Raw genomic sequence first — 25,251 nt, 5'->3', positions numbered from 1 at the left:
CCGAGTGCTGAAACCTCGGGCGCCTCTCCCCCATTCCCCGGTGCGATAAACCTGCCGCGGGTAAGTTTTACCGGACCAATACCCGGCTTTACCGGCACAATACCGTTTCACTCTCAGGCACCGTTATGTGTCCGAAATGTCCCTTGCGCCAACACAATTCGTATCCAAAAACATATCGCGTCAATCCGCCCGATCACCATTTCCCGGGTGTACTCTGGCTTGGTTGTTCGGACAACAAAGTTCGGATGTGGCGAAGGACTAGAGCCATGAGAGGTCTGATTCCATTGCTCAATACCGTGCCGACCACCGGCTTCGCAGGCAGTATCGCTCGACACATCCGTGCCGCGGTACCCGGCCTGAATCACAATGCCGCCGCCCCGCCGAACACCGCGTTACCGCCCGGCCACCCGCCGCATCGGCCGCACGTCGAGTTCTTCAATCTCGCGGAACTCACCAGCACCGACAGCAAGGGCTTCGTCCGCCAGGTCGAGCGCTACCACCACGAACCGTGGGGCGTATACATGGCGCGCATCGTGCCCGTCCCGCACCACCACTACCTGGAGTCGTGGCTGCTGCCGCAGCTCTCGCTGCGGGTGACGTGCGCGCGCCGGAACCCGGCGCACCACGTGGACCACGACTTCCACCTCGATATCGGCGAGTTCACCCAGGTCGCGCCGAAACGCTGGAAGGCCGTCGACCACTACCTCGACATCGAGGTGCACCGCGGCCGGCACGTCGAACTACTCGGCGTCGACGACCTGCTGGCCGCCCACGCGGCCGGATTGGTGGACACCGCGCAGGCACATCGAGCCTTCGAGTGCGCCACGGCGGCACTGGACGGACTCGCCGCCAACGACCACTGCGTCGAGGACTGGCTGGCCACCCAGGGCATCACGCTCACCTGGATGTAACCGCCAAGCCACTCGACTCGGACATCGCGGCGGTAGATTCTGAATGCATGACGCAGGCACCTTCCGTTGACGTCCATCGGCCCAAGGTCGAGTACTTCGACCTCGCGGACCTGACGAACACGGATCCGAAGGGATTCGTGCGGCCGGTCGAGCAGTACCACGTGGAGCCGTGGGGCCTGTACATGGCGCGAACCTCCGACCATGCACAGTTCCACTACATCGAATCGTGGTTACTGCCCGACTTGGCGCTGCGCGCGTCGATCTTCCACTACTACCCCGAGCACCGGCGAGACCAGGACTTCTACCTCGACCTCGGCGAGTTCGGTCAGGTAGCGCCCGAACAGTGGAAATCGGTGGACCACTACCTGGACATCCTCGTGCGCACCGGCCGCGACACCGAGCTGCTCGACGTCGACGAGCTGCTCGCCGCGCACGCGGCCGGGTTGCTCACCGCCACTCAGGCTCAGGCCGCCATCGAGACGGCCACCAGGACCATCGATGGCATCGCTGCCCATGACTACAGCCTCGAGCGCTGGCTCGAGGCGAGCGGCATCACCCTGACCTGGAAGTAGTTTTGGCATCCCCTTGACACGGTGTCGTCGCAGGGCCAGTATTTAACCAACAAGTTAATTAGCTAGGTGGTTTAATACGACCATGACGGACGACGAACTGAGCAGAACCTTTGCGGCACTCGCCGATCCGACCCGACGCGCGATCCTCGCCCGCCTGGCCGACGGCGAGGCCACCGTCACCGAACTCGCGGAACCGTTCGCCATGAGCCTGCCCGCGATCTCCAAGCATCTGAAGGTGCTCGAACGGGCCGGGCTCATCACTCGAGGCCGGGACGCACAGTGGCGCCCCTGCCGATTGGATGCCGCACCGCTCGGCCAGGCCACCGACTGGCTGGACCGCTACCGGAAGTTCTGGGACGCCCGATTCGACCGGCTCGACGAACACCTGCAACGGATACAGAAGAAGGACACCTCCGCATGACCGACCCGATCAACCTGCCGCAGGGCGACGTGCGCCTGCTCGGCACCGACCTCGCCCGGCGCCTGCTCGCCGCGAATATCCCGGCCCGCCTTGCCTTTACCGCCGCCGACCGCACCCCGCGGGCGCTGCCGATCAACTTCTGGTGGAACGGCAGCGAGGTCGTCATGACCGGCTTCGCGACCTCGAAGAAGGCCAGGATGATGCGGGCCAACCCGGAGGTCGCGATCACCATCGACACGAATGACGCACCGCCGGAGGTACTTCTGATCCGCGGCCGCGCCGAGATCAGCGAATCCGACGGCCTGTTACCGGAATACGCGGCCGCCATGCGGAAGGGCGGCGCAGCAGAGGTCGCCGAGTATCTCGACTTCCTTGCCTTGAAGGCACCGCGCATGGAACGAATCACGGTGCGCCCCACCTGGGTCGGCCTGATGGACTTCCGATCCCGTTACCCCGAAGGAGCTCCCGAATGGATGAAGGGCCCGTCGGAGACCACCACCCAAGAGGAGACAACTCGATCATGAGCGACCGCGAATTCACCATCACCCGCGTCTTCGACGCGCCACGTCAACTGGTGTTCCAGGCCTGGACGGACCCCGAGCAGATCGCCGAATGGGCTGGGCCACAGGGCTTCTCGACGCCACGCGACAGCATTGTCGTCGAACCGCACGCGGGTGGGCGTTACGAATCGCTCATGGTCTCCGACACCGACGGCAGCACCTTTCCGAGCGCCGGGGTGTTCCGCGAGATCGTCGAACCCGAGCGCATCGTCTTCACCTGGGGCGACCCGACCGAAGACAGCGACTCGGAGTCCGTAGTCACGGTGACCTTCGATACCACCGAGGACGACAAGACGACCATGACCTTCCACCTGCTCGCACCCGGACCACTCAGCCCGGACGACGGCGCCGAAGCAGGCTGGGGCCAGGGCTTGGACAAACTGGCAAAGCTGTTGGGCCGCTAGCGATCCCGCCAGGCGAGCATGCGCGGATAGGCGGCGGCGAACCAGGGTTCCTTGACATCCAGGTACGCGAGCGTCGCCTCCGTGCCGGTCAGCCCGGACGCCTTGGCCTCCGCCGCGCGCTTCACCTCGAGGTACTCGGCGCGGGCCTCGGCGTCGGCGCGCAGCCAATCCCGGAACAGCAGGGCGTATTCCTGCCCAGGCGTTCCGTCCACGCGCACATGCACATTGGCGAGGCGGCCGGGGTCGGCGTTCTGGTGATACCGCTTGGTCCACAACGAGACGTCCGTCCCCGCCGGATCCTGGGGGGTCGGTCGCGGGCTGTCCTGAGTCTCCTCCGGCCGAACCGGAAAACCCGCCGCGCCCAACGCATCCCGCAGTCCGTCCGCGGCGGCCAGGTCGGCGACAGTGATCTGTAGATCGATCACATCCTTGGCAGGCAGGTCCGGCACCGAGGTCGACCCGATGTGGTCGATCCGCGACGCGGCCGCCCCGCACGCCACCCACAGCCGCGCGATGAGCCGTTGCGCCTGCGCCGCCCATTCCGGGTTCGCGGGCACGACCCGTATCTCTTTCTTGCGCGCGGGCGTCCCAGTGCGCAAGTTGTGCTCGAACGGCACCAGCCGCTCCTGCCACAGCTGCCGCACCGCACCCTCGATCGCGTCGGGCGCGCCGGTGTTGTCGAGCAACACATCGGCGACGGCCCGCCGCTGCTCGTCGGTCGCCTGCGCGGCAATACGCGCCCGCGCATCGGATTCGGCGACACCACGGAATTCGACGAGTCGATGCAGCCGAGTTTCCGCGTCGACATCGACGACAATAACCAAATTCATCAATGGCGCGAGACCATTCTCGACCAGCAATGGAATATCTTGCACCACAATGGCGTCGCCCGGTGCCGCGGAAATGAGTTCGGTGGTGCGCTTGCCGACTAATGGATGGGTAATCGAATTCAAGGTCGCGCGCGATTCGTCGTCGGCAAATGCCTTGGCCGCCAGGGCGGGTCGATCCAGGCTGCCGTTGGCGGCCAGGATCTCGCTGCCGAACGCGTCGACGAGGGCCGCGAGGCCCTCGGTACCTGGTGCGACGACCTCCCTGGCGATCAGGTCGGAATCGATGATCACCGCACCGAGGTCGGCGAGAATCCGCGCCACCGTCGACTTGCCCGCTCCCATGCCTCCGGTGAGGCCGATCCGCAACATTCGACCAGTCTCGCATCCCGCGGCCGACGGCGGGCTCGCCACCCGCCTGCCCACACTGTCACTCGTCGTGCCGCGATGACCGACGTTCGACTACGGCGACACAATCAGCCCGATTGCCCATCCGGGCCGCGGTTTCCACCTGCCGCCGCCGTAATTGCCCGATCCGTGACGAGGCCGAGACCAATTCGCAACAATTCCGGCCGGACCGGGTACACCGGCGACAACTTTCCGACACGCCGGGGCAATTACTTGCGCAAAATACTCTGCGTGGCACTTTCGTTCGGCTAATCTTCGCCCTGGCGATCGAGGCGCCAGCACCAGCAAGCAAAGGAACACCATTGGGCACCAGAATGAACCAGACGGCTCGCCACCGCCTGGGTATGGCGGGCGGAGTGCACTGCATCCACATCCCCGCCGTCGCGGCCGCGTTAGCCGAACACCGCCGCACATGGTTCACCGCGTTGATCAGCCCAGCCCGGCACAGCTTCGCAGCTATGCGAAAACGCTCCGTCGTGCCGTCCGTCCGGTGGGTGCCCGCCACCGCAAGCTGACCCATACTTCGAGAAGTGGCCCAGCCCCCGCCAGGGCTGGGCCACTCTCATGCCCGAACCAACCCGCTCGGCCTGCGCCGGGTACCGGGTTGTTGTGTCGGCATCGAATTCGGCGGCACCGGATAGGGAATCCCGGTTGTCGCCGTACCCAACGCGATATTCGGGCCGCATTGGGCGACCGCGGCATCCATTTTCGGTTTCGGATCGGGCAGCACCGGTTTCGCGATATTCGGGGCCGAGCCGAAATCGAAGGTAGAGGTCATATCGCCGGTGACCCCGCGTCGCCACGCGGTCACATTCGGCACCTCCACTCCGAACCTGGTTTCCAGCAGTCGCAGCTGTGAGGTGTGGTCGAAGGTCTCCGAGGCGACCAGCCCGCCCCGGGTGTACGGCGAAATCACCAGCGCGGGAACGCGATAGCCAAGTCCTATCGGCCCGGCGATGCCCTTCGCGGCGGACACCCGGTCCAGCGGCACGGTGAGGAACTCGCCGGGGGTGCCCGGTGGCGGGGTCGGCGGGGTGACGTGGTCGAAGAAGCCGCCGTTCTCGTCGTAGCTGATGATCAGCGCGGTCTTCTCCCACACCTTCGGGTTCGAGGTGAGGATGTCGAGCAGCTGCACGATGCCGAACGCGCCGAATGCCGCTGGCAGCGCGGGATGTTCGCAGTTCAGCAGCGACGGGATCACCCAGGAGACGGCGGGCAGCGTGTCACTGGCGACATCGGCCTGAAAGTCGTTGGGGTACACCGGGGCCAGGCCGCGGCGCGCCAATTCCGAGTTGGGGTCGGCGGATTGGGTGAAGCAGCCGAGCATGCCGTCGAGGATCACCGAGGACAGCGGGCCGACGTCGCGGTTGTTGTAGACCTTCCAGCTGACACCGGCTTCCGACAGGTTCTCCGGGTACGTGCGCCAGCTGTAGACGTGCTGCGGGATCAACTTGGGAGTTTCCACCAGCGGGCCGCCCGCGTTGCCGTCCGGGTCGATGGTTCCGCTGATCCAGTACAACCGATTCGGGTCGGTGGGGCCGAGCACCGAGCAGTGGTAGTTGTCGCACAGCGTGAAGGCGTCGGCGAGCGCGCTGTGGATCGGAATGTCTTCCGGCAGGTAGTAACCCATCGCCGCGGGCGCGTTGGCCGGGCCGACGCTTGCCACCGACATCGGCATCCACTGGTCGTTGCGCCCGCCGTTCCAGGCGTGGTGCATGCCCGCCCAGGAGTGGTCCGGGTCGTTGATGCATTCGCCGTCGAGCGTGGCGCCGCGGGTGGTGTCGAGGCGGAACGGATTCACGAAGCCGTCGGGGCCGGGGCCCGCCCCTGGTGTCCAGCCGTACTGTTGCCAGGCCGTCGACGGGTCGTTGAACCCGCGGACGCCGGACAGCGTGCCGAAGTAGTGGTCGAAGGAGCGGTTCTCCTGCATCAGCAGCACGAAGTGCTCGATGTCGCCGAGGCCGCCCAGGCCGGCCGGGTCGGCGGCATAGGCCCGTTCGATGATCGGGTTGGCCCACGAGGCCAACGCGCCCACCGCACCGGCCGCTGCCGCCTTCGCTAGGAATTGTCTGCGATTGAGCCCACTGAACGGCCCCGCTGCGCACATATCTTCGGACGACCTTTCCGCCAGGGCTGTCGAGCAGAGTTTCGCGATCCGCGCCGACCATACCCGACGTGCTGCGACGCCGCAGAGAAAGATCGTTTAGCCGAGTCGCGAAGTGATCCGAACCACGGTGTGGGAGGGCGATTCCTGCGTGGTTGCCGGGCAGCTGCCCGAATTGCCGCGCCGTTCTGAGTGTTTCACCCGTTTTGCCCGCTTTCACCCGATCGCGGACACGGATTCCCGCGTGGGCGTGGCCAAGTCGGCGATACCTCGAAGTAACCTGCGCCAGACCAGGAACGCGGTAGCGGTGAAGCCCAGGCACAGGCCGAGCCAAATGCCGGGCGCTTGCCAACCGAGACCGAACCCGAAAACGACCATGGCGGGGACGCCGATCGCGAAGTAGCCGATCAGCGTGCTCTGCATCCCCGCCTTGGTGTTTCCGATGCCACGCAGCAGTCCGATGGACAGCTCGGTCCGCCGCTGCGGATTCGCTTCCCCGCGTGCGGCATCCAGCAGCTGGTCGATCTTCGGGTTCACATAGTCCGAGGCGTTGTCCCACTTGGATCCGACGCCCGGTGCGGCATAGCGGGAGTGGAGCTTGGTGTAGAGCTGACTGTCCACCGTGTACCGCTGGCCGCCGCCACCGAGCAGGAACGCGGTCTGCGCCAGGTACTCCGGCGTCATCCGCTTCTTGTCCACGGCCACCGGGGTGATCTCGATGCCCACCTTCTTCGCATCGGACACCACCGCCATCGTCAGGTCCCGGCGCAGCACTTCCGTTGGGTAGTAGGCGATCTCGAAGCTCGCCCGGCGACCGTCACGCTCCCGGATGCCGTCCGTGCCCACGCGCCAACCCGCCGCGTCGAGCACTCGCGCGGCCTCGGCCCGGTCGTAGCCGAAATCCTGGGCCGGATCGTAGGTCTCGCCGTACACCTGGCCGACCAGAGTGGACATCGGAGCGCCGTGACCGCCCATGATGTGGTCGACCATCCCCTGCCGGTCCACGGCGAAGTTCAAGGCCTTGCGGACCGCCGGATCCCCGGCCACCGGGTTTCCGGACGGCAAAGTGATTGCGCGCCAGTCATTCGCCACCGCGGGCACGACCCGGTAGCCATCCTTGGCCGCGGCCTGCGCCAGCTCCGGCGGCAGCACTGTCCCGTCGGCGCCGTCGCGCAACTGAGTCGCCCTGGCGTTGTCGTCATCGGTGCGGCGAATAACAAACTTCCGCACGCGCGCTCGTTCGCCCCAGTAGTCGTCCCGCGCGGTGAGCACCACCTGATCCGGCCGGGATTCGGTGAGCGCATACGGTCCGGTCCCGATCGGATGCCGATTGAGTTCGGCCCGGTCGGCGGGCCCCGGTGGGCGAACGCCTCCGCGGGCACGATCGCCAGGAACAGTCGATGATCGAAATCGGCATACGCGCCGGTCAATTCGAATTCGACGGTGTTCGGCCCGGTCTGCTTGGCCGCGCGCAGGAAGTCGTAGTCCGCGGCGATCGGGGCGGCGAACGCCGGATCGATGAGCGAGTTATACGTCGCCACAACATCTTCCGGTCCGAACGAGCTGCCGTCCGAAAAGGTCACGCCGGTCCGGGTATGCACCCGCCACCGCGACAGATCCCCGTCCACCGGCTCCGGCGGCCCGGCCGCGAGCACCGGCACCGCCTCCGGTATCCGGTCGGTTACCCCTTCCGCCACCCGATACAGGCTCTCGAAGATCTTCGATTCTCCGTTTTTCCCTGCCCGAGCAGCGGGCTGAAGTCGCCCAGCTCCTCGGTATCGATCACCACGAACTGCTCGGGATCCCCCGATGTCTGCCCCGGCGCCGAGCAGGCCGTCAGCCCGACTACGAATGCCGTTGCGGCAGCGCACATCCCGATCCGAAAGAAAGCCATGCCAGCATCGTAGACTACTGGTAATGATTTCCATTAGCATTATCAGTGAAATCGGACACATGCACCGAGCCGGGCGCGACATACCCACCGACGAGGTGGATACCGAGCCGATGGCTAACCTCGAGCTACTCTCCTGGCTGTGCCGATCAGGGAACGCTTGGTGCCGAAGTGGAAGCTGCTGCTGTGGCTCGCCGCCATCGCCGTGTCTCTGATGCTCGCCGCAGGCACCGTGTACTCCTGGACGCACGCCGGAAGCCGGCACGCTCCAATCGCGGAGATCGGTACCACGGTGTCGACCTACGCCGAGGCCGAAGCGGTTGTGACGCCGCATCTCCCGCAGGATCAGGTCGTGCCCCGGCTGTCCACCGGCGTGCTGGTGAACTCGCTGCAGTTCGTCAACGCCCACAACGTCAAGGCCACCGGGCACATCTGGCAGCACATACCGCCCGGCTTCCCCGAGGACGTCCAGCTCGGCGTCCAGCTACTCGAGGCCGAGGACCCGCACTGCCCGAAGAAGGTCTTCGAGTACCCGCTCGGCGAGAACCGCGTGGTGGTCTGGTCGTTCTCGACGATCATCCGGCAGCAGTTCAACTACGAGGACTATCCGCTGGATCACCAGGACATCTGGCTGCGCATGCGCCCGGTCGACATGATCCGTCAGGTCCAGCTGGTGCCCTCGTTCGAATCGTTTCCGCCGTGGGACGCGCGTGCGCTCAACGGCTTGGACCCCGGCCTCGTGTTCGGCGACTGGGAACCCGATTACACGGTGTGGAGCCTGAATCAGCAGAAGTACAGCATGCTGGCCCATCCCGGCCTGGCCAATACCGACGAGCTGTACTTCAACGTCGGGGTCAGTCGCGGACTGCTCGGACCGCTGCTCGGGCGGATCGTGCCGGTGCTGCTGCTCGCCGTGCTGATGTTCCTGTCGCTGTTCGTGATCACCACCGACCCGGACCGGCGCCCGATCTCCGGCTTCACCGCCTTCGCGATCATCACCTTCTCCGTGTCCACCGTGCTCGTCGTCGCGGTCAACGACAACGCGGCCAGATCGGAGATCGGTTCCGCGGGCATCTCCTACATCGAGTACTGGTACTTCACCCTGTATGTGATGACACTGCTCGTCGCGCTCAACGCCACGATGCTGCTGCACGGCACCTTCCGCAAGGTCGTCTCCTGGCGGGACAACCTGTTGCCGAAGATCCTGTTCTGGCCACTGTTCACCGGCATCATGTTCGCGGCCACCGTGAGCTACCTCGGGCTCTGAGCTACCCGGTCACCGGGCGACCAGCAACCACACAGGCAACAGCAGCAGCGCCACCAGCGAGGTCTTGGCGACGACCGACGCGGCGAGGTCCACGTCGGTGTCGTAGCGCTGGGCGAAGATGAACAGGTTCTGCGGCGCGGGCATCGCGGCGATCAGCACCAGATACGTCAGCCAGATGCCGTGGATACCGAAGAGGTACTTGCAGATCAGCAGTGCCAGCAGCGGGAACGCCAGGCATTTGAACGCGATCAGCGCGTATTCGTCGCGCAGCGTGCCGCGCAATCGCAGTCCCGTTCCGCCCAGGTGCAGGCCGAGCGCGAACAAGGCCACGGGCGCGGCGGCGTTACCGGCGAACGACAGCGCGTCCAGCAGCCAGCGCGGCACCGGCACCCGAGCGACGTTCGCAGCGATCCCTAGATAGCAGGCCACGACGATCGGCGTCGCCAATGCCGCCAGCACCCCGCGCGCCACCGAACTGCTCGCGGGTTTGTCCGGATCATCTTGTCCGGCACCGAATTCCATCACCGCGATGACGACGACGGTGAGCACACAGACCTGCAACAGAATGATCGGGAAGATCGGGCCGACATCGCCGAAGAGCAGCACGAACACCGGAATCGCGAAGTAGGTCGTATTGACCTGCACACCAGCCATGATCCGCAACGCGACACCGCGCGCATCGGCCCCGGTCACCCGCCGCGACCAGAACCCGACGGCCACCATGCCGAGCAGCGCGGTCACCAGATACGCGGCAATGGCCCGCGGATCGAACAGCCGCCCCAGGTCACTCGAGTAGAGCGAGCCGACCAGGTAGCACGGAATCGCGAACAGAAAAGCGAACTCGGAGAACGCCTTCGACGCCTCCGCCCCGATCACCTTGCGCCGTGCGAAGACCACTCCGGCACCGAACACCAGCGCCACCGGGGCCAGTTTCCCGGCGGTAGTAACGAGATCGCTCACAGGCTACAACCCGAGCGAACGGACCAGGTCCAGCATCTCCGTGTGGTAAAGCTTTGCGGGATCACGGGATTGGGGCACCAGGTGGCCGTAGACCTCGAGCGCGATCAGTCCGTGCATGCGGCCCCACATGCGCAGCGCGAGTTGCAGTGCCGCGGGCGGTAGTTCGGGAAAGTCTGCGCGGACGTGCTCGACGAGGCCCTCGTCGAACTCGGACCACGTTGTGTCACCGATGGTTTGACGCTTCTCCGCATGTGGCCACGCGGCGGCGGTCAGGCCGACCAGGCCGGTGCAGGCACGCAGTTCGGCGGCGACAGCAGGCCCGCCGGGTGGCGGCTGGTAGCCGGAGACCGGGTCGCCGTAGATGAGCCGGAACTCGGCGGGATGCGCGATCGCCCAGTCGCGCACGGCCTCGCCCCACGCCACGATGCGCCCGGCCGGATCGTCGGCGGGGATCGCGTCGCGCGCCGCCTCGACCCGATCGAGCAGGGCGGTATAGACGTCGGCGATCAGGGTGGTGATCAGCTCGTCGCGGGTGGCGTAGTAGCCGTAGATGGCGCCGGCGGTCATGCCCATATCGCGGGCGATGGCGCGCAGGGAGACCGCGTCGGGACCGCTCTCGGCCAATAACCGCAGGGCAATGGCCTTGATTTCACCGGACGCCTGCGCACGCATGCGCTCTCTGCGACTCCGCACGACCTCCACCACGGTTGACACTCTACAGCGTTTGGCTAATATCTCCCGTGTCATTACTAAACGGCGTGTAGTAACTGAACATCGTTGAGGGAGTGGATCGTGGATATCGGGATTTTCGGCGCAACAGGTGTCATCGGAAGCCGCGCCGTCGCCGAGGCAACACAGCGCGGACATCGGGTGACCGCGTTCACCCGGGACGCCGATCGGTTTCCCGCCGAGCGCGGCAGCGTGAACTGGCAGGTCGCCGACTGGCTAGACGCCGACAGCATCGCCGGGGCCATCACCGGTCTCGATGTGGTGATCAGCGCGGTGAACGCCGGACACGGTATCGACGACACCATCGCCAACGCAGACAACTTCGTGATCGGGGCAGAGGAGATGGTCAGCGCGCTCGAGCGTCATCCGCGGACTCGGGTGATCTCCGTCGGCGGCGCGGGCAGCCTGGAGATCGCGCCCGGACTGCAGTTAGTCGATACCGGTGCGGCGTTCACCCGCACCCTCACCGAGGACCTCGAGGTACCCGCCGAGTACGCCGAAGTGGTGCGAGCCCTGTGCTCGGCCTTGAACGTCTACCGGCTGTCCAATCGCAATTGGACCTACCTCAGCCCGTCGTCGGGCCGGATCAACCCGGGTGCTCGCACGGGTCGGTTCCGTGTGGGCGGTGACCAACTGCTCGTCGCTGGGGACGGCGGCGATCTCTCCGCCGAGGATCTCGCCGTCGCCCTGCTCGACGAGGTCGAACAGCCGCGCTTCATCCAACGCCGGTTCACCGTCGGCTACTGACGAAACCTGTCGTACCCCTCTGCCACAATAGAAACCAGGTCGGACGTCGATCGAGTTGTTGCCCAACGTAATTGGCAACTCGACCGAGGAGGCGCAATGCCTGACGTCCCAGCTTCGATGCCCGACCCGCGTGACCCGATGCACATCGACGTCGACCGGCTGGTTGAGCTGGCGGCTGAGATCGAACGGCATCGGCACCTGCTGCGCTCCGCCGCCGATGGATATCGGTGGCGGGTCGCGCGGCGGGTGGAATACCTGGACCCGCCGGATCGAGACATGCGGCTCGCGCATGCCGAACGGCTGATCGAGGCCTTGATGATCGATCCGGTTCGGCACACCGACCTGGACCTCGACGCCTATCGTGCGGTGCGCGATGGCGCGCCGATCGAGTTCGACACCGAGCGCAGAACCTATGCGCTACGCAGGCCCGGACGGGAACCCCTGCCGATTCGGCCAGGCCTGCCGGAACATCGCCTCGGTGTGATCGCCCGCCTCGCCGGACTCGGCCTGCGCTTGGAGCAAATCCAGGTCGTCGCCCTGACCACGGCCCAGGGCGTCGCCCCGCCCAAGCCACCGGCAGCCCCGCCACAGGTGAACCGCGGAACGACCAAACCCTCCCGCCGCCTCCGCCAGACTGGCCAGCGGGAGCACCACGCCGAGAACTAACTTCGGCAGCCCGGTGCTACGCCACAGACGCACACCTTCTGACATCCGCACGCGTGTCAGCGCGGCAAGTCGTGGTGCGGGAAATCAGAAGGTGTGCGGCTGACATAGGTATCTGACAGTCCCTTGCTAACTTTCCCTCTGTATTCGTATGCTTGCCGACAGCACCTGATAGTGACTGTCAGATAGCAAACCTTGGAGGGGCCATGGCACAACCCACCATCCTCGAGCGGCCGGAACCGCCGACACCGGCACCGCGGTGGGGTGCGGCCGGGCGGTGGGGTGTCGCGATGGCCAGGCATCGCAAGGTCGTGCTGGGGGTCTGGCTGCTGCTCGTGGTGGTGTGCGGCGCGGCCTACCCCGCGCTGCACGCACGACTCGGCACACCCGACTACTCCGTGCCGGGCTCCGATTCGGTCGCGGTCGATCAGCTTGTCGCGGAACACTTCTCCCGGTTCGGCATCGAACAGGATCTGATCGTCTTCCACTCGGACAAGGACACCGTCGACGCCCCGGCGTACCGCGCGACGATCGATCGCGCCGTCGGCATCGCCCGGCAGACCTCGGGCATCGCCGGGGCGATCGGCCCGTTCGACGGCAATGCCGCGCAGATATCCGCCGACCGGCACACCGCCTTCGGCATCGTCGGCATCGACGGTGACATCACGGCACGAGTGCGGATCGTGCAGGGCTTGCGGACGGCCATCGAGACCGGTTCCGGCGACGACACCCAGGTCATGCTCACCGGTTACGCCCCGATCCAGGCCGAGATGATGCAGATCGAGACGACCGACCTGCAACGCGCCGAAACCCTCGGCATCCCGGTGGCGACGGTACTGCTGGTGCTCGCGCTGGGCGCGTTGACCGCCGCGCTGCTGCCGATCACCGTCACCGCGGCGGGCATCGCGGTGGCCGTCGGCGCGCTCTTCGGCCTGACGACCTTCCTCGCCTTCGATTCCCTCGTGCTCTCGGTGGCGACGATGATCGCCACCGGCACCGCGATCGACTACGCGATGTTCATCGTCAGCCGCTTCAACGAGGAGCTGACCCGCCGCGGCGTCCGAAACCGCCGGGACCGCAACGCCATTCATCAGGCCGTCGGCGCGGCGATGGACACCACCGGACGGACGGTCCTCGCGTCCGGACTCATCGTGATGATCTCGCTGTGCTCGCTGGCCGTGGTCGGGTTGCCGATGTTGAACGGGATCGCCATCGGAGTGGTCACGGCCGTGATCGCGACAATGGCGGGCGCGTTCACCCTGCTGCCCGCGCTGCTTGCGACGCTGGGCCCGGCGGTGAATCGCGGCGCCTTGCCCGCGCGGATGCGTCCCGCAGAGGTTCGATCGACGACGGGCTCCAGCGCCTGGGCGCGGTGGGCGCACATCGTGATGGCGCGACCGGTGCTGTTCGGCACGATCGGTGTAGCGCTCTTACTCGTGGCGGCGGCCCCGCTCACCGGCCTGCGCTACGGCGTCGACGTCGGCACCGAGGCACTCGTCGACCGCCCCCCCGGGCAGGCAATCGCCTTGGTGGAGAAGAACTTCACCCCGGGCCTGCTCGCACCGATCGAAGTGGTTGCGACGGGTACGGATTCGTCGCCGATGACCAGCGGCGCACGTGACGAAGCCGACCGGTTCATCAACGAACTCTCGCACGATCCACGGATCGCGACAGTGCTGCCGCAGTACGCGGACGGCAGGATGTTCGCGGCCGTCGTCCCGCACGCGGCGTTCGGCTCCACGGACGCCACCGATCTGGTCTCCGATATCCGTTCCCGCGCAGCGTCGCTCAACGACGCCGAGGTCCGCATCGGCGGCACGACGGCGTTGTTCGTCGATGTGTCCCAACGGATTACCGGCCGCTTCCCCTGGGTGATCGCCCTCGTGCTGGCCGTCTCGCTCGCCTTCTTGATCGTCGCGTTCCGCAGCATCGTGCTCGCGGTCAAGGCGATCCTGCTGAATCTGCTGGCCACCGGTGCGGCACTTGGCATTACGGTCGCGGTCTTCCAGCACGGCATCGGCGAATCCGCGCTCGGGTTCCACAGCAGCGGGTTCCTGCAGATCTATCTGCCGATGCTGGTGTTCGCCGTGTTGTTCGGTCTGTCGATGGATTACGAGGTGTTCCTCATCCGCCGGATGAAGGAACACTGGGACACCCATCACGACAACGCGGCGGCGGTCGCCGACGGATTGCAGCGCACGGCCAGGCCGATCACCGCGGCGGCCGCGATCATGGTGGCCGTCTTCGCCAGCTTCGTCACGGCGAATGTGTTGGAGCTCAAGCAGATCGGTTTCGCGTTGGCCGTCGCCATCGCGATCGACGCGATGCTCGTTCGGCTGGTGCTGGTGCCCGCCTTCATGCGACTGTTCGGCCGCTGGAATTGGTGGCTGCCGAAGCTGCGGGCGGAGCGCGCGACTAGCGGAACATGATCTCGATCTGATCGATGATCGATCCGACGGCCTCGGTATAGACGTCCTTGAGCCGTCCGGCGAAATCCCTTGCGGCCCAATGGTCCAGGGCCGCCACGCAACCCCAGACCGCGGTGGCCGCGGCCATCCGGACGCGTAAGTCGTTGGCATCGAAGCCGGTTCGTTCGGCGAACAGCGCCCGGAACTGATCCTCGAGGTCGCGCATCTGCTTGATCTGGCCGACCTTGATCTCGGGGATGGCCGCCGTGTATTGCAGTCGCTGGCGGATCCGGTGCTCCGATTCCTCGGTCAGCAGCGATTCGATCAGCAGCGGGACGAGCATCCGTGCGACGGCGATCAGGTCCGCGGGTTCGACGGTGGTGTCCCCACCCGCGGTGCGCACCGCGTCGAGGACTTTCGGATCCGCCTCGTCGTAGAGGACGAGCATTTCCTTGGTGCCGAAGTATCGGTAGACCGAGCTGGGCGATACGCCCGCCTCGGCGGCGACCCGTTCGATCGTCACATTCCGGTACCCGTGCTCGTCGAAGAGATCCAGCGCGACCCGCTGGATCCGGCTCATCGCCTCGATCTTCCTGCGCTCCCAGGAAGTGGACGGAAGCTCTACCGCGGCATCGGACATCATCGTTCAGAATACCGGGAGCGGGCCGGCGGAAATGGCCAACACGGCCCCGAAATGGGCGAAGGCCCCGGTCCAGTGGACCGGGGCCTTCGTCACACGTACCTATCAGGCGTTGCCGGAGAGCTTCTCCCGCAGAGCCGCCAGCTGCGCGTCGCTGGCCAGCGAACCGCCGGCCGACTCGGACGAGCTGGAGGAGGAGGAAGACGACGCTGCCTGCGAACCACTCTCGGAGGAGTAGTTCGACGAGCCGCCACCGTTCGCGGCCTCGGCCGCGGCGTCGGCCGCCATCTTCTCCATCTGAGCGGTGTGCATCTTGTGGCGACGCTCGGCCTCGGCGTACCGGCCTTCCCACTCTTCGCGCTGCTTGTCGAAGCCCTCGAGCCACTCGTTGGTGTCGGGATCGAAGCCCTCGGGGAAGATGTAGTTCCCCTGGTCGTCGTAGCTGTCGGCCATGCCGTACTTCGACGGGTCGAACTCGGCGTGGTAGTCCTCGTTCGCCTGCTTCAGCGAGAGCGAGATCCGGCGACGCTCGAGGTCGATGTCGATGACCTTGACCATCGCGTCGTCGCCGACGGCGACAACCTGGTCCGGCACCTCCACGTGGCGCTCGGCCAGCTCGGAGATGTGCACGAGGCCCTCGATGCCCTCCTCGACGCGCACGAACGCACCGAACGGAACCAGCTTGGTGACCTTTCCGGGCACGATCTGGCCGATCGCGTGGGTCCGGGCGAACTGACGCCACGGGTCTTCCTGAGTCGCCTTGAGCGACAGCGAAACCCGCTCGCGATCCAGATCGACGTCGAGCACCTCGACGGTGACCTCGGTGCCTACCTCGACAACCTCGGACGGGTGGTCGATGTGCTTCCAGGACAGCTCGGAGACGTGCACCAGGCCGTCGACGCCACCAAGGTCCACGAAGGCACCGAAGTTGACGATCGAGGAGACCACACCCTTGCGGACCTGGCCCTTCTGCAGCTGGTGCAGGAACTCGCTGCGGACCTCGGACTGGGTCTGCTCGAGCCATGCGCGGCGGGAAAGAACCACGTTGTTGCGGTTCTTGTCCAGCTCGATGATCTTGGCCTCGATCTCCTTGCCGACGTACGGCTGGAGGTCGCGGACACGACGCATCTCGACGAGCGAGGCAGGCAGGAAGCCGCGGAGACCGATGTCGAGGATCAGGCCGCCCTTGACGACCTCGATGACGGTGCCCTTGACGGCCTCGTCCTTCTCCTTGAGCTCCTCGATCGTGCCCCACGCGCGCTCGTACTGAGCCCGCTTCTTCGACAGGATCAGGCGGCCTTCCTTGTCCTCCTTGGTGAGAACAAGAGCCTCGACCTCATCACCCACGGAAACGACCTCATTCGGGTCGACATCGTGCTTGATGGAGAGTTCGCGGGAAGGGATGACGCCTTCGGTCTTGTAACCGATGTCGAGCAGGACCTCGTCGCGGTCGACCTTGACGATGGTTCCTTCGACGATGTCGCCGTCATTGAAGTACTTGATCGTGGCGTCGATGGCGGCGAGGAAATCCTCGGCGGAGCCGATGTCATTGACGGCTACCTGCGGCGAGGTGACGGTGGTGGGCATATGTCGGTTTGCTCCGGACGGATTGTGGTCGGTTGCGGACATTGGAACTTTCGGTACGCTGGCGAATTCACCGCGCTGGGTGTGAAGACGGACACTAGGAACGTACCGCACGTAACGCACATGAAACTCAGCGGGTGATTGACTCCGGTACGGCTGTACTTAAGGCACTCGCGCGTTCAGCGTACGCGACCTTGGTCCGGCCGGGCAAACCGGTCCGCCCGCCACGCCGGGATACTCTGACGGCGTGTCGGAAGATCGCCATGCATATGCAAACACGGTGCTCGGGACCGCGGGAACCGCGCGCTCCCGAATCGGCTCCGCCGCTAGTCAACAGGCCAGCCGTCGCTGGTGGGATGCCGACGCGGGCCAGTACCACGAGACGCACGCCGACTTCCTCGGCGTCGATTCCCCAGACGGCGAGTTCGTCTGGTGCCCGGAAGGCCTGCACGAGGGCGACATGCGTTTCCTCGGCGACGTCGCGGGCAAGCGAATCCTGGAGATCGGCTGCGGCTCGGCGCCGTGCGCGCGCTGGCTCGCCGGACAGGGAGCGCAGCCGGTCGGACTCGACCTATCGATGGGGATGCTGGAGCGTGGCCGGGCCGCGATGGAGCGGGGCGGGCCGCAGGTGCCGCTGATCCAGGCGGGCGCGGAGACGCTGCCCTTCGCCGACGAATCCTTCGACCTGGCCTGCTCGGCGTTCGGCGCGATCCCGTTCGTCGCCGATTCCGCACAGGTGATGCGCGAGGTCGCCCGCGTGCTGCGGCCCGGTGGTCGGTGGGTGTTCTCGGTGAACCATCCGATGCGCTGGATCTTCCCCGACGATCCCGGCCCGGCCGGGCTCACCGCCGCGATCCCCTACTTCGACCGCACGCCTTATGTAGAGGTCGACGCCGAAGGCGAGCCGACGTACGTCGAACACCACCGCACCGTCGGCGACCGGGTCCGCGAGATCGTGGGCGCCGGGCTGCTGGTGGTGGACATCGTCGAACCGGACTGGCCGGAGTGGCTCGACCGCGAATGGGGCCAGTGGAGCCCGCTGCGCGGCGAGATCTTCCCCGGCACCGCTATTTTCGTCACCGAGAAGCCCGCCTGACCGAACAGACGCACACCTCTTGATTTCCCGCACAGCAACTCGCCGCACTGACACGCGTGCGGATGTCAAAAGGTGTGCGGCGGAGCAGGTCAGGTTCGCAGCGGGCCGGTGAACGGGGGTAGCGCGGCGAAGCCGAGGGCCAGGCGAGCGGTGGGGACGGTGCGCGCCACCCAACGGCGGGCGCGAGTGAGCGGATGGTCGGGAAACTGGTCGTCCCAGCGCATGTCGTCGGCGGCGTTGTAGGGCAGGCGGCCGCTGAGGCCCGGCGCATAGGGATGCGGCGGGAACATGTTTTCGTAACCGAGCTGGGTCATCAGGACGGCCTCGCGGACACCGGTGGTCCCGGTCTCCGGGCAGAGGATCTGGAATGCCGCGCTGCACCGGTCCTTCGGCACCACGATCGACGCGGCGAACACCAGCCCGTGCTGCTGGTTCGGCATCGGCAACTTCTCCACCCGCAGCAACGCGGGCACGGCGTCCACCCAGATGATGAAAGCCTCGATCAGACAACCCGATTCGGCGGACCGCTCGGCCAGCCCGCGCCGCAGCAAGTCCACCTCTTCGAGCGGCGCAGGCAGATCGGGTACCAGGTCGAAGTAGTTCATCGTGACGATATCGCCGGTACTCGGATCCCCCCACGAGTTGCTGTCGACCTGCTGTAGCCCGCTGGTATCGAACGAGATTGGCACGCACTCACGGTAGCCGCCGTACATGATCATGGGGAACCGGTGTCGGGCGATGCCTGCACCAGTTCCCCAGGATCATGAGAGATCGGCTATTTCGGTTTGCGGCCTGCCTGTTCGAGCGCGAGGCGGAGGGCGAATTCGATTTGGGCGTTGATGCTGCGCAGGTCGTCGGCCGCCCACTTGGCGATGGCTTCGTGGACGGCCGGGTCGAGCCGTAGCAGGAGCTTCTTGCGCTCAGCCATGGGCGTCGGCGCTCAGTTGTAGAGGGAGCCGGTGTTGACGACGGGCTGGATGGCTCGATCGCCGCAGAGCACCACCAGCAGGTTCGACACCATGGTGGCGCGGCGCTCCTCGTCCAGTTCCACCACGCCCTGCTCGGTGAGCTTGTCGAGCGCGAGGCCGACCATGCCGACCGCGCCCTCGACGATCTGGGTGCGGGCGGCGACCACCTGGGCGGCCTGCTGGCGGACCAGCATGGCCTGGGCGATCTCCGGCGCGTAGGCGAGGTGGGTGATGCGAGCCTCGAGGACCTCGATGCCCGCGAGCAGGGTGCGGTCGCGCAGTTCGACGGTGAGTTCCTCGGCCACCTCGGCGCCGTCGCGCAGGCTGGTGCGGCTGTCGTCGTGCGAGTCGTACGGATGCGTGGTGGCCAGGTGGCGAACGGCGGCCTCGGACTGGGTCTGCACGTACTCCTCGTAATCGTCGACGGCGAAGGCGGCCTTGAAGCTGTCGACCACGCGGTAGACCACGACGGCGGCGATCTCGACCGGGTTGCCGTCGGCGTCGTTGACCTTCAGCTTCTGCGTCTCGAAGTTACGCACGCGCAACGAGATTCGCTTGCGGTCGGTCAGCGGCAGCACGGAGTAGAAACCCGGCTCGCTCACCGATCCGATGTACCGGCCGAAGAACTGGACGACCTGAGCCTCGTTCGGGTTCACCACGATCAGGCCGGTCGCCGAGAGCAGCAGCACGAGCACGAAGAAGCTCGCGACGATCGCCCCGACCAACGCGGGCACATTGTGGTGCTGCGCCATCGCGACGTAGCCGAGCGCCGCCGCGCCGCCGAACAAGAGGGTGAGCACCAGCCACGCCACCAGCACCAAGAAGCCGTTGACGTGCAATGCGGGCCGAAGCTTCATGACATCCTCCAGGTATCAAAGTGATATCACGAAGATAGCAGATTCCGGACCGCTCCGGCACTGCCGAAAACCCCGGGAATCTCTGGAGCAGAGGTTCCCGGGGCACGGCGGTGGATCAGTTCGTGGCGGGGTGGATGTTGCGGTTGAAGCGGAACATGTTGTGCGGGTCGTACTTTGCCTTCAGGTTCGCGAGGTCTGCGTAGGTGTCGGCGGCGTATCCGGCCCGGGTTTGCGCCTCGTCGGCGTCGTTACCCGCGCCGTAGAGGAAGTTCAGGCTGTGGCCGACAGTCCACGGTGCGAGTGCGGTGCGGATCTTGTCCTTGGCCGCGGTGTCGTCGTCGGGATCGGTGATGACGCGGACGATGTAGGCGGCGTCGCGATGGCCGACGACGGTGCCGGTCTCGCTCGGGTTGCTCAGTGCGCCGCCGAGGTGGCGGATGTCGACTACCGCGTCGGCGCCGGAGTCCGGGCCCGCCGCGGACAGCAACGCGGACAACGTTTCTCCGGTGAGTTCGCTGAGCAGTGCGTTGGTGGCGGCGTAGGCGTGCGGGTGGTCGGGGTCGCTGTGGATGGTGTGCGATTCGGTGTAGGGCATCGTGCGCAGGTCGTCCTTCAGGCGGTCGCCCACCGCGCGCAGCGGGGCGACCAGCCGCTCGCCCTCCTCGACGGAACCGTTGAAGGCGATGCGGAACGAGGCCACGTAGCGGCCGCGCAGCGGGGCGGGGACCTGCGGGATGTCGGGGAAGGTCAGCATGGCGACGGTGGAGGTCAGCTCGTCGGGAACCGTTGCGGTCCATTGCTTCCAGGCTTCCAGGGCTTGCTCGACCAGCGGGGTGTCGAACATGAGCTGGCCGCCGTACACCTCGGTGACGGGCAGCAGGCTCAGCTCGATCGCGGTCACCACGCCGAAGTTGCCGCCGCTGCCGAGGACGGCGCCGAACAGCTCGTCGCCGGGGACCAGCCTGCGCACCCGGCCGTCGGCGGTGACCAGCTCGATGGCGCGCACATGTTCGGCGGCGTAGCCGAATTCCCTTGCCAGCAGGCCGATTCCGCCGCCGAGGAGGTAGCCGACCACGCCGACCGACGGGGAGGAACCGTTCAGTGGCGCGAGCCCGTGCGCCGCGGCCGCCTCGACCAGGGCTCCGGCGCGTACTCCGGCACCGACGCGGGCGGTCCGGGTCGCGGGGTCGATCTCGAGGGTGGTCATCCGGCGGGTGCTGATCAGCACTCCCCCGTCGGCTGCGACGGACAGTCCGTGCCCGGTAGACTGCACCGCGACCGGAAGACCTTGCCGCGCGGCGTATTCCACCGCGGCGCGGACATCCTCGGCGTGCACGGCGGCGACGACGAGTGCAGGCCGGTGCGCGTAAGCGGTCTGGAAGCCGGCGATCTCCTCGTCGTATCCGGTGTCACCCGGGCGGAAGACCGGGCCGGTGAAGGAGTCGAGGTCGATGGTGTGCGCTGCGTTGTTTCCCATGAGTTCGACGATGCTCGCCCCGGAGCGAGAAGTACAACAGATAGATCTTATCGAAGCTAGAATCATTAGTTATGGAACTGCGTCAGCTCCGCTACTTCGTCACCGTGGTGGAGGAAGCGAACTTCACCCGCGCCGCCGCCCGCCTGCACCTGGCGCAACCCGGGCTGAGCGCGCAGATCCGTCAGCTCGAACGCGAGCTCGGCCAGCAACTGCTCGACCGTGGCAGCCGCACGGTGACGCCGACCGAGATCGGGACCGCGGTGCTGAAGCACGCCCGCGCCGCGCTGGCCGCGACCGAACGCATCACCGAGACGGTGGACGAATTTGCCGGTCTGCTGCGCGGCCACGTGCGCGTCGGCCTGATCTCCGGCGCGGCCACCGAGGAGCTGAACGTCGCCGGCGTGCTGGCGGACTTCCACGACGACCACCCGGAGGTCGGCATCAGCCTCACCGAGGACACCTCGGAACGCATGCTCGCCGCGCTCGGCCGGGGCGATCTGGACGTGGCGCTGATCGGAATGACCGGCGCGTCAATGGATTCCGGCATCGGAGTGGACGTGGTGCTGGAGACCTCGATCGTCGCCGCAGTAGCCGCCGACGACCGCACACACGGCGCCGACATCCCACTCATCGACCTACGCGATCACCCACTGATCTGCCTGCCGCGCGGCACCGGCCTGCGCGGCGTTTTCGAACGCTCCTGCGCGGCAGCGGGATTCGAGCCGAACGTCGCCTTCGAAGCCGCCGCTCCCCCACTGCTGCTCCAACTCGCCGCCCACGGGCTCGGCATCGCGGTCGTCCCGGGGTTGACCCCCGAGGAGGCAACAGCTTTCGGCGTCCGCACGGTCCGCATCACCCAACCGGAACTACGCGGCCGACTCGCCCTGGTATGGCGCACCGATCGCCCCGCAAGCCCCGCCGCCAAAGTGCTACTGGGCCAACTGCGCATCGCACTCGGCGGCAAAGCGACACCGGTACGCCCTTGAGACGCACAGAGCGTCCATACGGTTCACAAGGGCGGAACGCCCTGTGGGCCGTATGGACGCTCTGTGGGAGGTACAGGACCCCGGAAGGGGCGGTCTAGAGCAGCCGGGACAGGAACGCTTGGGTGCGTTCGTGTTTCGGGTTGGCCAGCAGCTCGCGCGGAGCGCCCGCCTCGACGATGACGCCGCCGTCCATGAAGACCAGCTTGTCGGCCACCTCGCGGGCGAAGCCCATCTCGTGGGTCACCACGACCATGGTCATGCCGGACTGCGCCAGCTCACGCATGACGGCGAGCACCTCGCCGACCAGCTCCGGGTCCAGCGCGGAGGTGGGCTCGTCGAACAGCATCAGCTTCGGATCCATGGCCAGCGCGCGAGCGATCGCCACCCGCTGCTGCTGCCCGCCGGACAGCTGCGCCGGATAGGCATTCGCCTTCTCCGCCAAGCCGACTCGGTCGAGCAGCTCCTTGGCCTTGGCCAACGCTTCGGCCTTGGGGACCTTCTTGACCTGGGTCGGCGCCTCGATCACGTTCTCCAGCACCGTGCGATGCGGGAACAGATTGAAATGCTGGAACACCATGCCGATTTCGCGCCGCTGCCGCGCCGCCTCGCGCGGATGCAGCTCGTAGAGCTTGCCGTTCTTCTCCTCGTAGCCGACGAGCTCGCCGTCCACGTAGAGCCGACCCGCGTTCACCTCTTCGAGGTGGTTGATGCAGCGCAGGAAGGTGGATTTGCCCGAGCCGGAGGGCCCGATCACACACAGCACCTCGCCGCGGCCGATCTCCAGGGAGACACCCTTGAGCACCTGCAACGCGCCGAAGTTCTTGCATACCCGGTCGGCGAGGATCATCGGCTGGGCGTCTTTGATTGTGTCCGTACTCATTTCGCCCTCACGATCGTCTGGGCGTCGGCGAGATCTTGCAGCTGCTTACCGGTCAACTGCCGGGACAGGCCGCGCGAGTAGTAGCGCTCCAGGTAGAACTGCCCGACCATCAGCACGCTGGTGACGATGAGATACCAAGTCGCGGCGACCAGCAGCAGCGGCACCGGCTGGAAATTGACGCCGTAGATATCGCGGGCCCGGCCGAAGAGGTCGGTGCTCAGCGGCAGCGCGGTGACCAGCGAGGTGGTCTTCAGCATGCCGATGAGCTCGTTGCCGGTCGGCGGGATGATCACCCGCATGGCCTGCGGCAACACCGTTCGGCGCATGGTCATGCTCCAGGACATGCCGAGCGCGGTCGACGCCTCACGCTGCCCTTCGCCGACGGAATTGATTCCGGCACGGACGATTTCGGCCATGTACGCGGCCTCGTTCAGGCCGAGGCCGATCACCGCGAAGAGGAACGCCGCCTGCAGGCTCTGCACATCCAGGTCGATGAAATGCGGTCCCCACGGGATGCCGAGCACGATGTGCTTGTACAGCGACGGGAACAGGCCCCAGAACACCAACTGCACGAAAACCGGTGTGCCACGGAAGATCCAGAGATACACCCAGGACGCGCTGCGCAGCACCGGATTCGGCGACAGTCGCATGACCGCGAGCAGCGTGCCCAGCGAGACGGCGATCGCCATGGCGAGCACGGTCAGTTCGAGGGTGACCACCACACCGGACAGGATCCTGCTGTCGAACAGGTACTTACCGTAGGTGTTCCACTTGTACGCCTCGTTCGTCGCGGCGCCGTAGATGAAGAGTCCGACGAGTACCAGGATGACCGCGGCGGCGATCCACCGGCCGGGCCTGCGCAGCGGAACCGCTTTGATCGGTTCCGGCTCCTGGGATGGGTCTGCCGCACCGGGCCCGGGGTCGCCGGGCGCCGGCATGGTTTCGTTCGACGTCATCGATCAGCTCGCGGCGCCGTTGATAACCGACTTGGTGATCGCGCCTTCCTCGACGCCCCAGGCCTTCGCGATTTCCAGATACTTACCGTTGTCGATCAGGTTCTGCACGGCCTTCTGCAGCACGGCGGCCAGCGGCGAGCTCTTCGGCACGGCCCAGCCGTACGGCGCGGAATCGAAAGCGGCACCGGCCTTTTCGATCTTGCCGTCGCTCTGCTTGATCGCGTACGCGGTCACCGGGGAGTCGGCCGACATCGCGTCGACCTGGCCGAGCACCAGGGCGTTGGTCGCGGCGCTCTGCTCATCGAAGGCCTTGATGTCGATGGCGGGCTTGCCGTCGGCGACGCACTTCGCGCTCTTTGCGGGCACCTCGTCGGTGTGCTCCACGGTGGTGGCCTGCACGGCGACCTTCTTGCCGCAGGCGTTGTCCGGGTCGACCGGCTTGCCCTTCTGCTGCGCCCACTGGATACCGGCGCTGAAGTAGGTGGTGAAGTCGACCTGCTGCTCGCGTTCCTTGGAGTCGGTGATCGAGGACATACCGACGTCGTAGGTGCCGGCCTGAATGGTCGGGATGATCTTCTCGAACGCGGACTCGAGGTACTCCGCCTTGACGCCGAGGGTGGCGGCGACGGCGTCCATCAGGTCGACATCGAAGCCGACGATCTTGCCGCTCGGGTCCTTGTACTCGTTGGGCTGGTAGGGAATGTTCACGCCGACGACCAGCTTGCCGGACTGCTTGATCTTGTCGGGGAGCTGCGCGGCGATGGAGTCGACCTTCTCGATTCCACCCACCTTCTGTACCGCGGGTCCGGAGTCTTCGGAATTACTACAGCCCGTCAGGACAAGTGCGCCGCCAGCGACGACACACATCGCCTGCAGGGCGCGCCTGCCAAGAACCGATCGAACAGACACAGCAGCCCTCCACATTTCGGATTCAA

General features: G+C 66.3%; 25 protein-coding genes and 1 pseudogene. 11 read left to right on the top strand and 15 right to left on the bottom strand.

The features are described 5' to 3' along the window. The first annotated feature begins 266 nt into the window (after nucleotides 1-266). The 5 genes from ACQPW1_RS16855 (at nucleotide 267) to ACQPW1_RS16835 (ending at nucleotide 2,868) form a co-directional block, all read left to right on the top strand. Entirely contained in the window at nucleotides 267-911 is a 645-nt protein-coding gene (locus ACQPW1_RS16855; protein ID WP_433663637.1) for a DUF402 domain-containing protein, read from the top strand. 47 nt (nucleotides 912-958) lie between these two features. Continuing rightward, nucleotides 959-1,483, top strand: a complete 525-nt coding sequence (locus tag ACQPW1_RS16850; RefSeq protein WP_433663636.1) for a DUF402 domain-containing protein — start codon at nucleotides 959-961, stop codon at nucleotides 1,481-1,483. 82 nt (nucleotides 1,484-1,565) lie between these two features. Further along, nucleotides 1,566-1,904, top strand: a complete 339-nt coding sequence (locus tag ACQPW1_RS16845) for an ArsR/SmtB family transcription factor (protein WP_433663635.1) — start codon at nucleotides 1,566-1,568, stop codon at nucleotides 1,902-1,904. Beyond that, nucleotides 1,901-2,428 carry a pyridoxamine 5'-phosphate oxidase family protein gene (locus tag ACQPW1_RS16840; RefSeq protein WP_433663634.1) on the top strand — a complete coding sequence of 176 codons (528 nt, stop codon included), beginning with the start codon at nucleotides 1,901-1,903 and terminating at the stop codon, nucleotides 2,426-2,428. Before ACQPW1_RS16845 ends, ACQPW1_RS16840 begins: the two co-directional genes overlap by 4 nt. Then, nucleotides 2,425-2,868: an SRPBCC family protein gene (locus ACQPW1_RS16835; protein WP_433663633.1), complete on the top strand. Its 444-nt coding sequence runs from the start codon at nucleotides 2,425-2,427 to the stop codon at nucleotides 2,866-2,868. Before ACQPW1_RS16840 ends, ACQPW1_RS16835 begins: the two co-directional genes overlap by 4 nt. On the opposite strand, the gene coaE is transcribed toward ACQPW1_RS16835, so the two are convergent. From coaE to ACQPW1_RS16815, 4 genes and pseudogenes are all read right to left on the bottom strand, one after another. Continuing rightward, nucleotides 2,865-4,067, bottom strand: coding sequence for a dephospho-CoA kinase (coaE, locus tag ACQPW1_RS16830; RefSeq protein ID WP_433663632.1), 1,203 nt, complete (start codon nucleotides 4,065-4,067; stop codon nucleotides 2,865-2,867). The genes ACQPW1_RS16835 and coaE overlap by 4 nt on opposite strands. A gap of 598 nt (nucleotides 4,068-4,665) precedes the next feature. Next, nucleotides 4,666-6,210 (bottom strand): phospholipase C, encoded by a 1,545-nt coding sequence (locus tag ACQPW1_RS16825; RefSeq protein ID WP_433663631.1) that lies wholly within the window; start codon nucleotides 6,208-6,210, stop codon nucleotides 4,666-4,668. A gap of 213 nt (nucleotides 6,211-6,423) precedes the next feature. Beyond that, a complete protein-coding gene (locus ACQPW1_RS16820; protein ID WP_433665262.1) occupies nucleotides 6,424-7,527 on the bottom strand; it encodes an ABC transporter substrate-binding protein in 1,104 nt (367 codons plus the stop codon). 101 nt (nucleotides 7,528-7,628) lie between these two features. Further along, nucleotides 7,629-8,135, bottom strand: a pseudogene (locus ACQPW1_RS16815) (ABC transporter substrate-binding protein); the annotation flags it as partial. A gap of 105 nt (nucleotides 8,136-8,240) precedes the next feature. Here ACQPW1_RS16815 and ACQPW1_RS16810 point away from each other — a divergent pair. Next, nucleotides 8,241-9,365, top strand: a complete 1,125-nt coding sequence (locus tag ACQPW1_RS16810; protein ID WP_433663630.1) for a hypothetical protein — start codon at nucleotides 8,241-8,243, stop codon at nucleotides 9,363-9,365. 9 nt (nucleotides 9,366-9,374) lie between these two features. On the opposite strand, the gene ACQPW1_RS16805 is transcribed toward ACQPW1_RS16810, so the two are convergent. Together ACQPW1_RS16805 and ACQPW1_RS16800 are read right to left on the bottom strand one after the other, a co-directional pair. After that, nucleotides 9,375-10,325: an AEC family transporter gene (locus ACQPW1_RS16805; protein ID WP_433663629.1), complete on the bottom strand. Its 951-nt coding sequence runs from the start codon at nucleotides 10,323-10,325 to the stop codon at nucleotides 9,375-9,377. 3 nt (nucleotides 10,326-10,328) lie between these two features. Next, complete coding sequence (locus ACQPW1_RS16800; protein ID WP_433663628.1) at nucleotides 10,329-11,018, bottom strand: TetR/AcrR family transcriptional regulator; 690 nt, start codon at nucleotides 11,016-11,018, stop codon at nucleotides 10,329-10,331. A gap of 99 nt (nucleotides 11,019-11,117) precedes the next feature. On the opposite strand from ACQPW1_RS16800, the gene ACQPW1_RS16795 reads away from it, so the two are divergent. From ACQPW1_RS16795 to ACQPW1_RS16785, 3 genes are all read left to right on the top strand, one after another. Continuing rightward, the gene (locus ACQPW1_RS16795; RefSeq protein ID WP_433663627.1) at nucleotides 11,118-11,801 is read left to right on the top strand and encodes an NAD(P)-dependent oxidoreductase; all 684 of its coding nucleotides are present in this window, start codon (nucleotides 11,118-11,120) and stop codon (nucleotides 11,799-11,801) included. 96 nt (nucleotides 11,802-11,897) lie between these two features. After that, entirely contained in the window at nucleotides 11,898-12,467 is a 570-nt protein-coding gene (locus ACQPW1_RS16790; RefSeq protein WP_433663626.1) for a hypothetical protein, read from the top strand. 203 nt (nucleotides 12,468-12,670) lie between these two features. Next, on the top strand, nucleotides 12,671-14,893 hold the full coding sequence (locus ACQPW1_RS16785) for an MMPL family transporter (protein ID WP_433663625.1): 2,223 nt from the start codon (nucleotides 12,671-12,673) through the stop codon (nucleotides 14,891-14,893). Here the strand turns inward: ACQPW1_RS16785 and ACQPW1_RS16780 are convergent. Then, on the bottom strand, nucleotides 14,880-15,512 hold the full coding sequence (locus tag ACQPW1_RS16780; RefSeq protein ID WP_433663624.1) for a TetR/AcrR family transcriptional regulator: 633 nt from the start codon (nucleotides 15,510-15,512) through the stop codon (nucleotides 14,880-14,882). The two genes, ACQPW1_RS16785 and ACQPW1_RS16780, sit on opposite strands and share 14 nt — an antisense overlap. Before the next feature lie 105 nt (nucleotides 15,513-15,617). Then, nucleotides 15,618-17,099: a 30S ribosomal protein S1 gene (gene rpsA / locus ACQPW1_RS16775; protein WP_379289446.1), complete on the bottom strand. Its 1,482-nt coding sequence runs from the start codon at nucleotides 17,097-17,099 to the stop codon at nucleotides 15,618-15,620. 244 nt (nucleotides 17,100-17,343) lie between these two features. On the opposite strand from rpsA, the gene ACQPW1_RS16770 reads away from it, so the two are divergent. After that, nucleotides 17,344-18,192, top strand: coding sequence for a class I SAM-dependent methyltransferase (locus ACQPW1_RS16770; protein ID WP_433663623.1), 849 nt, complete (start codon nucleotides 17,344-17,346; stop codon nucleotides 18,190-18,192). Nucleotides 18,193-18,281: 89 nt separating this feature from the next. On the opposite strand, the gene ACQPW1_RS16765 is transcribed toward ACQPW1_RS16770, so the two are convergent. The 4 genes from ACQPW1_RS16765 to ACQPW1_RS16750 all read right to left on the bottom strand — a co-directional run bounded on the left by ACQPW1_RS16765 (nucleotide 18,282) and on the right by ACQPW1_RS16750 (nucleotide 21,494). Continuing rightward, nucleotides 18,282-18,881: a hypothetical protein gene (locus tag ACQPW1_RS16765; RefSeq protein ID WP_433663622.1), complete on the bottom strand. Its 600-nt coding sequence runs from the start codon at nucleotides 18,879-18,881 to the stop codon at nucleotides 18,282-18,284. 86 nt (nucleotides 18,882-18,967) lie between these two features. Then, complete coding sequence (locus ACQPW1_RS16760) at nucleotides 18,968-19,120, bottom strand: hypothetical protein (RefSeq protein WP_167769009.1); 153 nt, start codon at nucleotides 19,118-19,120, stop codon at nucleotides 18,968-18,970. 12 nt (nucleotides 19,121-19,132) lie between these two features. Then, the gene (locus tag ACQPW1_RS16755) at nucleotides 19,133-20,017 is read right to left on the bottom strand and encodes an SPFH domain-containing protein (protein WP_433663621.1); all 885 of its coding nucleotides are present in this window, start codon (nucleotides 20,015-20,017) and stop codon (nucleotides 19,133-19,135) included. Nucleotides 20,018-20,132: 115 nt separating this feature from the next. Continuing rightward, a complete protein-coding gene (locus ACQPW1_RS16750; RefSeq protein ID WP_433663620.1) occupies nucleotides 20,133-21,494 on the bottom strand; it encodes an FAD-binding oxidoreductase in 1,362 nt (453 codons plus the stop codon). 71 nt (nucleotides 21,495-21,565) lie between these two features. Here ACQPW1_RS16750 and ACQPW1_RS16745 point away from each other — a divergent pair, with 71 nt between their 5' ends. Next, nucleotides 21,566-22,480, top strand: coding sequence for a LysR family transcriptional regulator (locus tag ACQPW1_RS16745; protein ID WP_433663619.1), 915 nt, complete (start codon nucleotides 21,566-21,568; stop codon nucleotides 22,478-22,480). A gap of 94 nt (nucleotides 22,481-22,574) precedes the next feature. On the opposite strand, the gene ACQPW1_RS16740 is transcribed toward ACQPW1_RS16745, so the two are convergent. From ACQPW1_RS16740 to ACQPW1_RS16730, 3 genes are read right to left on the bottom strand one after another with little or no spacing between them, the layout of a single operon-like run. Next, on the bottom strand, nucleotides 22,575-23,327 hold the full coding sequence (locus tag ACQPW1_RS16740) for an amino acid ABC transporter ATP-binding protein (protein WP_433665261.1): 753 nt from the start codon (nucleotides 23,325-23,327) through the stop codon (nucleotides 22,575-22,577). A 29-nt stretch (nucleotides 23,328-23,356) separates the two neighbouring features. Then, the gene (locus ACQPW1_RS16735; RefSeq protein WP_433665260.1) at nucleotides 23,357-24,298 is read right to left on the bottom strand and encodes an amino acid ABC transporter permease; all 942 of its coding nucleotides are present in this window, start codon (nucleotides 24,296-24,298) and stop codon (nucleotides 23,357-23,359) included. Nucleotides 24,299-24,319: 21 nt separating this feature from the next. Then, on the bottom strand, nucleotides 24,320-25,183 hold the full coding sequence (locus tag ACQPW1_RS16730; protein ID WP_433665259.1) for an ABC transporter substrate-binding protein: 864 nt from the start codon (nucleotides 25,181-25,183) through the stop codon (nucleotides 24,320-24,322). Nucleotides 25,184-25,251 lie beyond the last annotated feature (68 nt).

It is taken from the genome of Nocardia sp. CA-128927, from assembly GCF_050955855.1.
Taxonomy (GTDB): domain Bacteria; phylum Actinomycetota; class Actinomycetes; order Mycobacteriales; family Mycobacteriaceae; genus Nocardia.
This window is presented reverse-complemented; position numbering and strand designations above follow the sequence as displayed.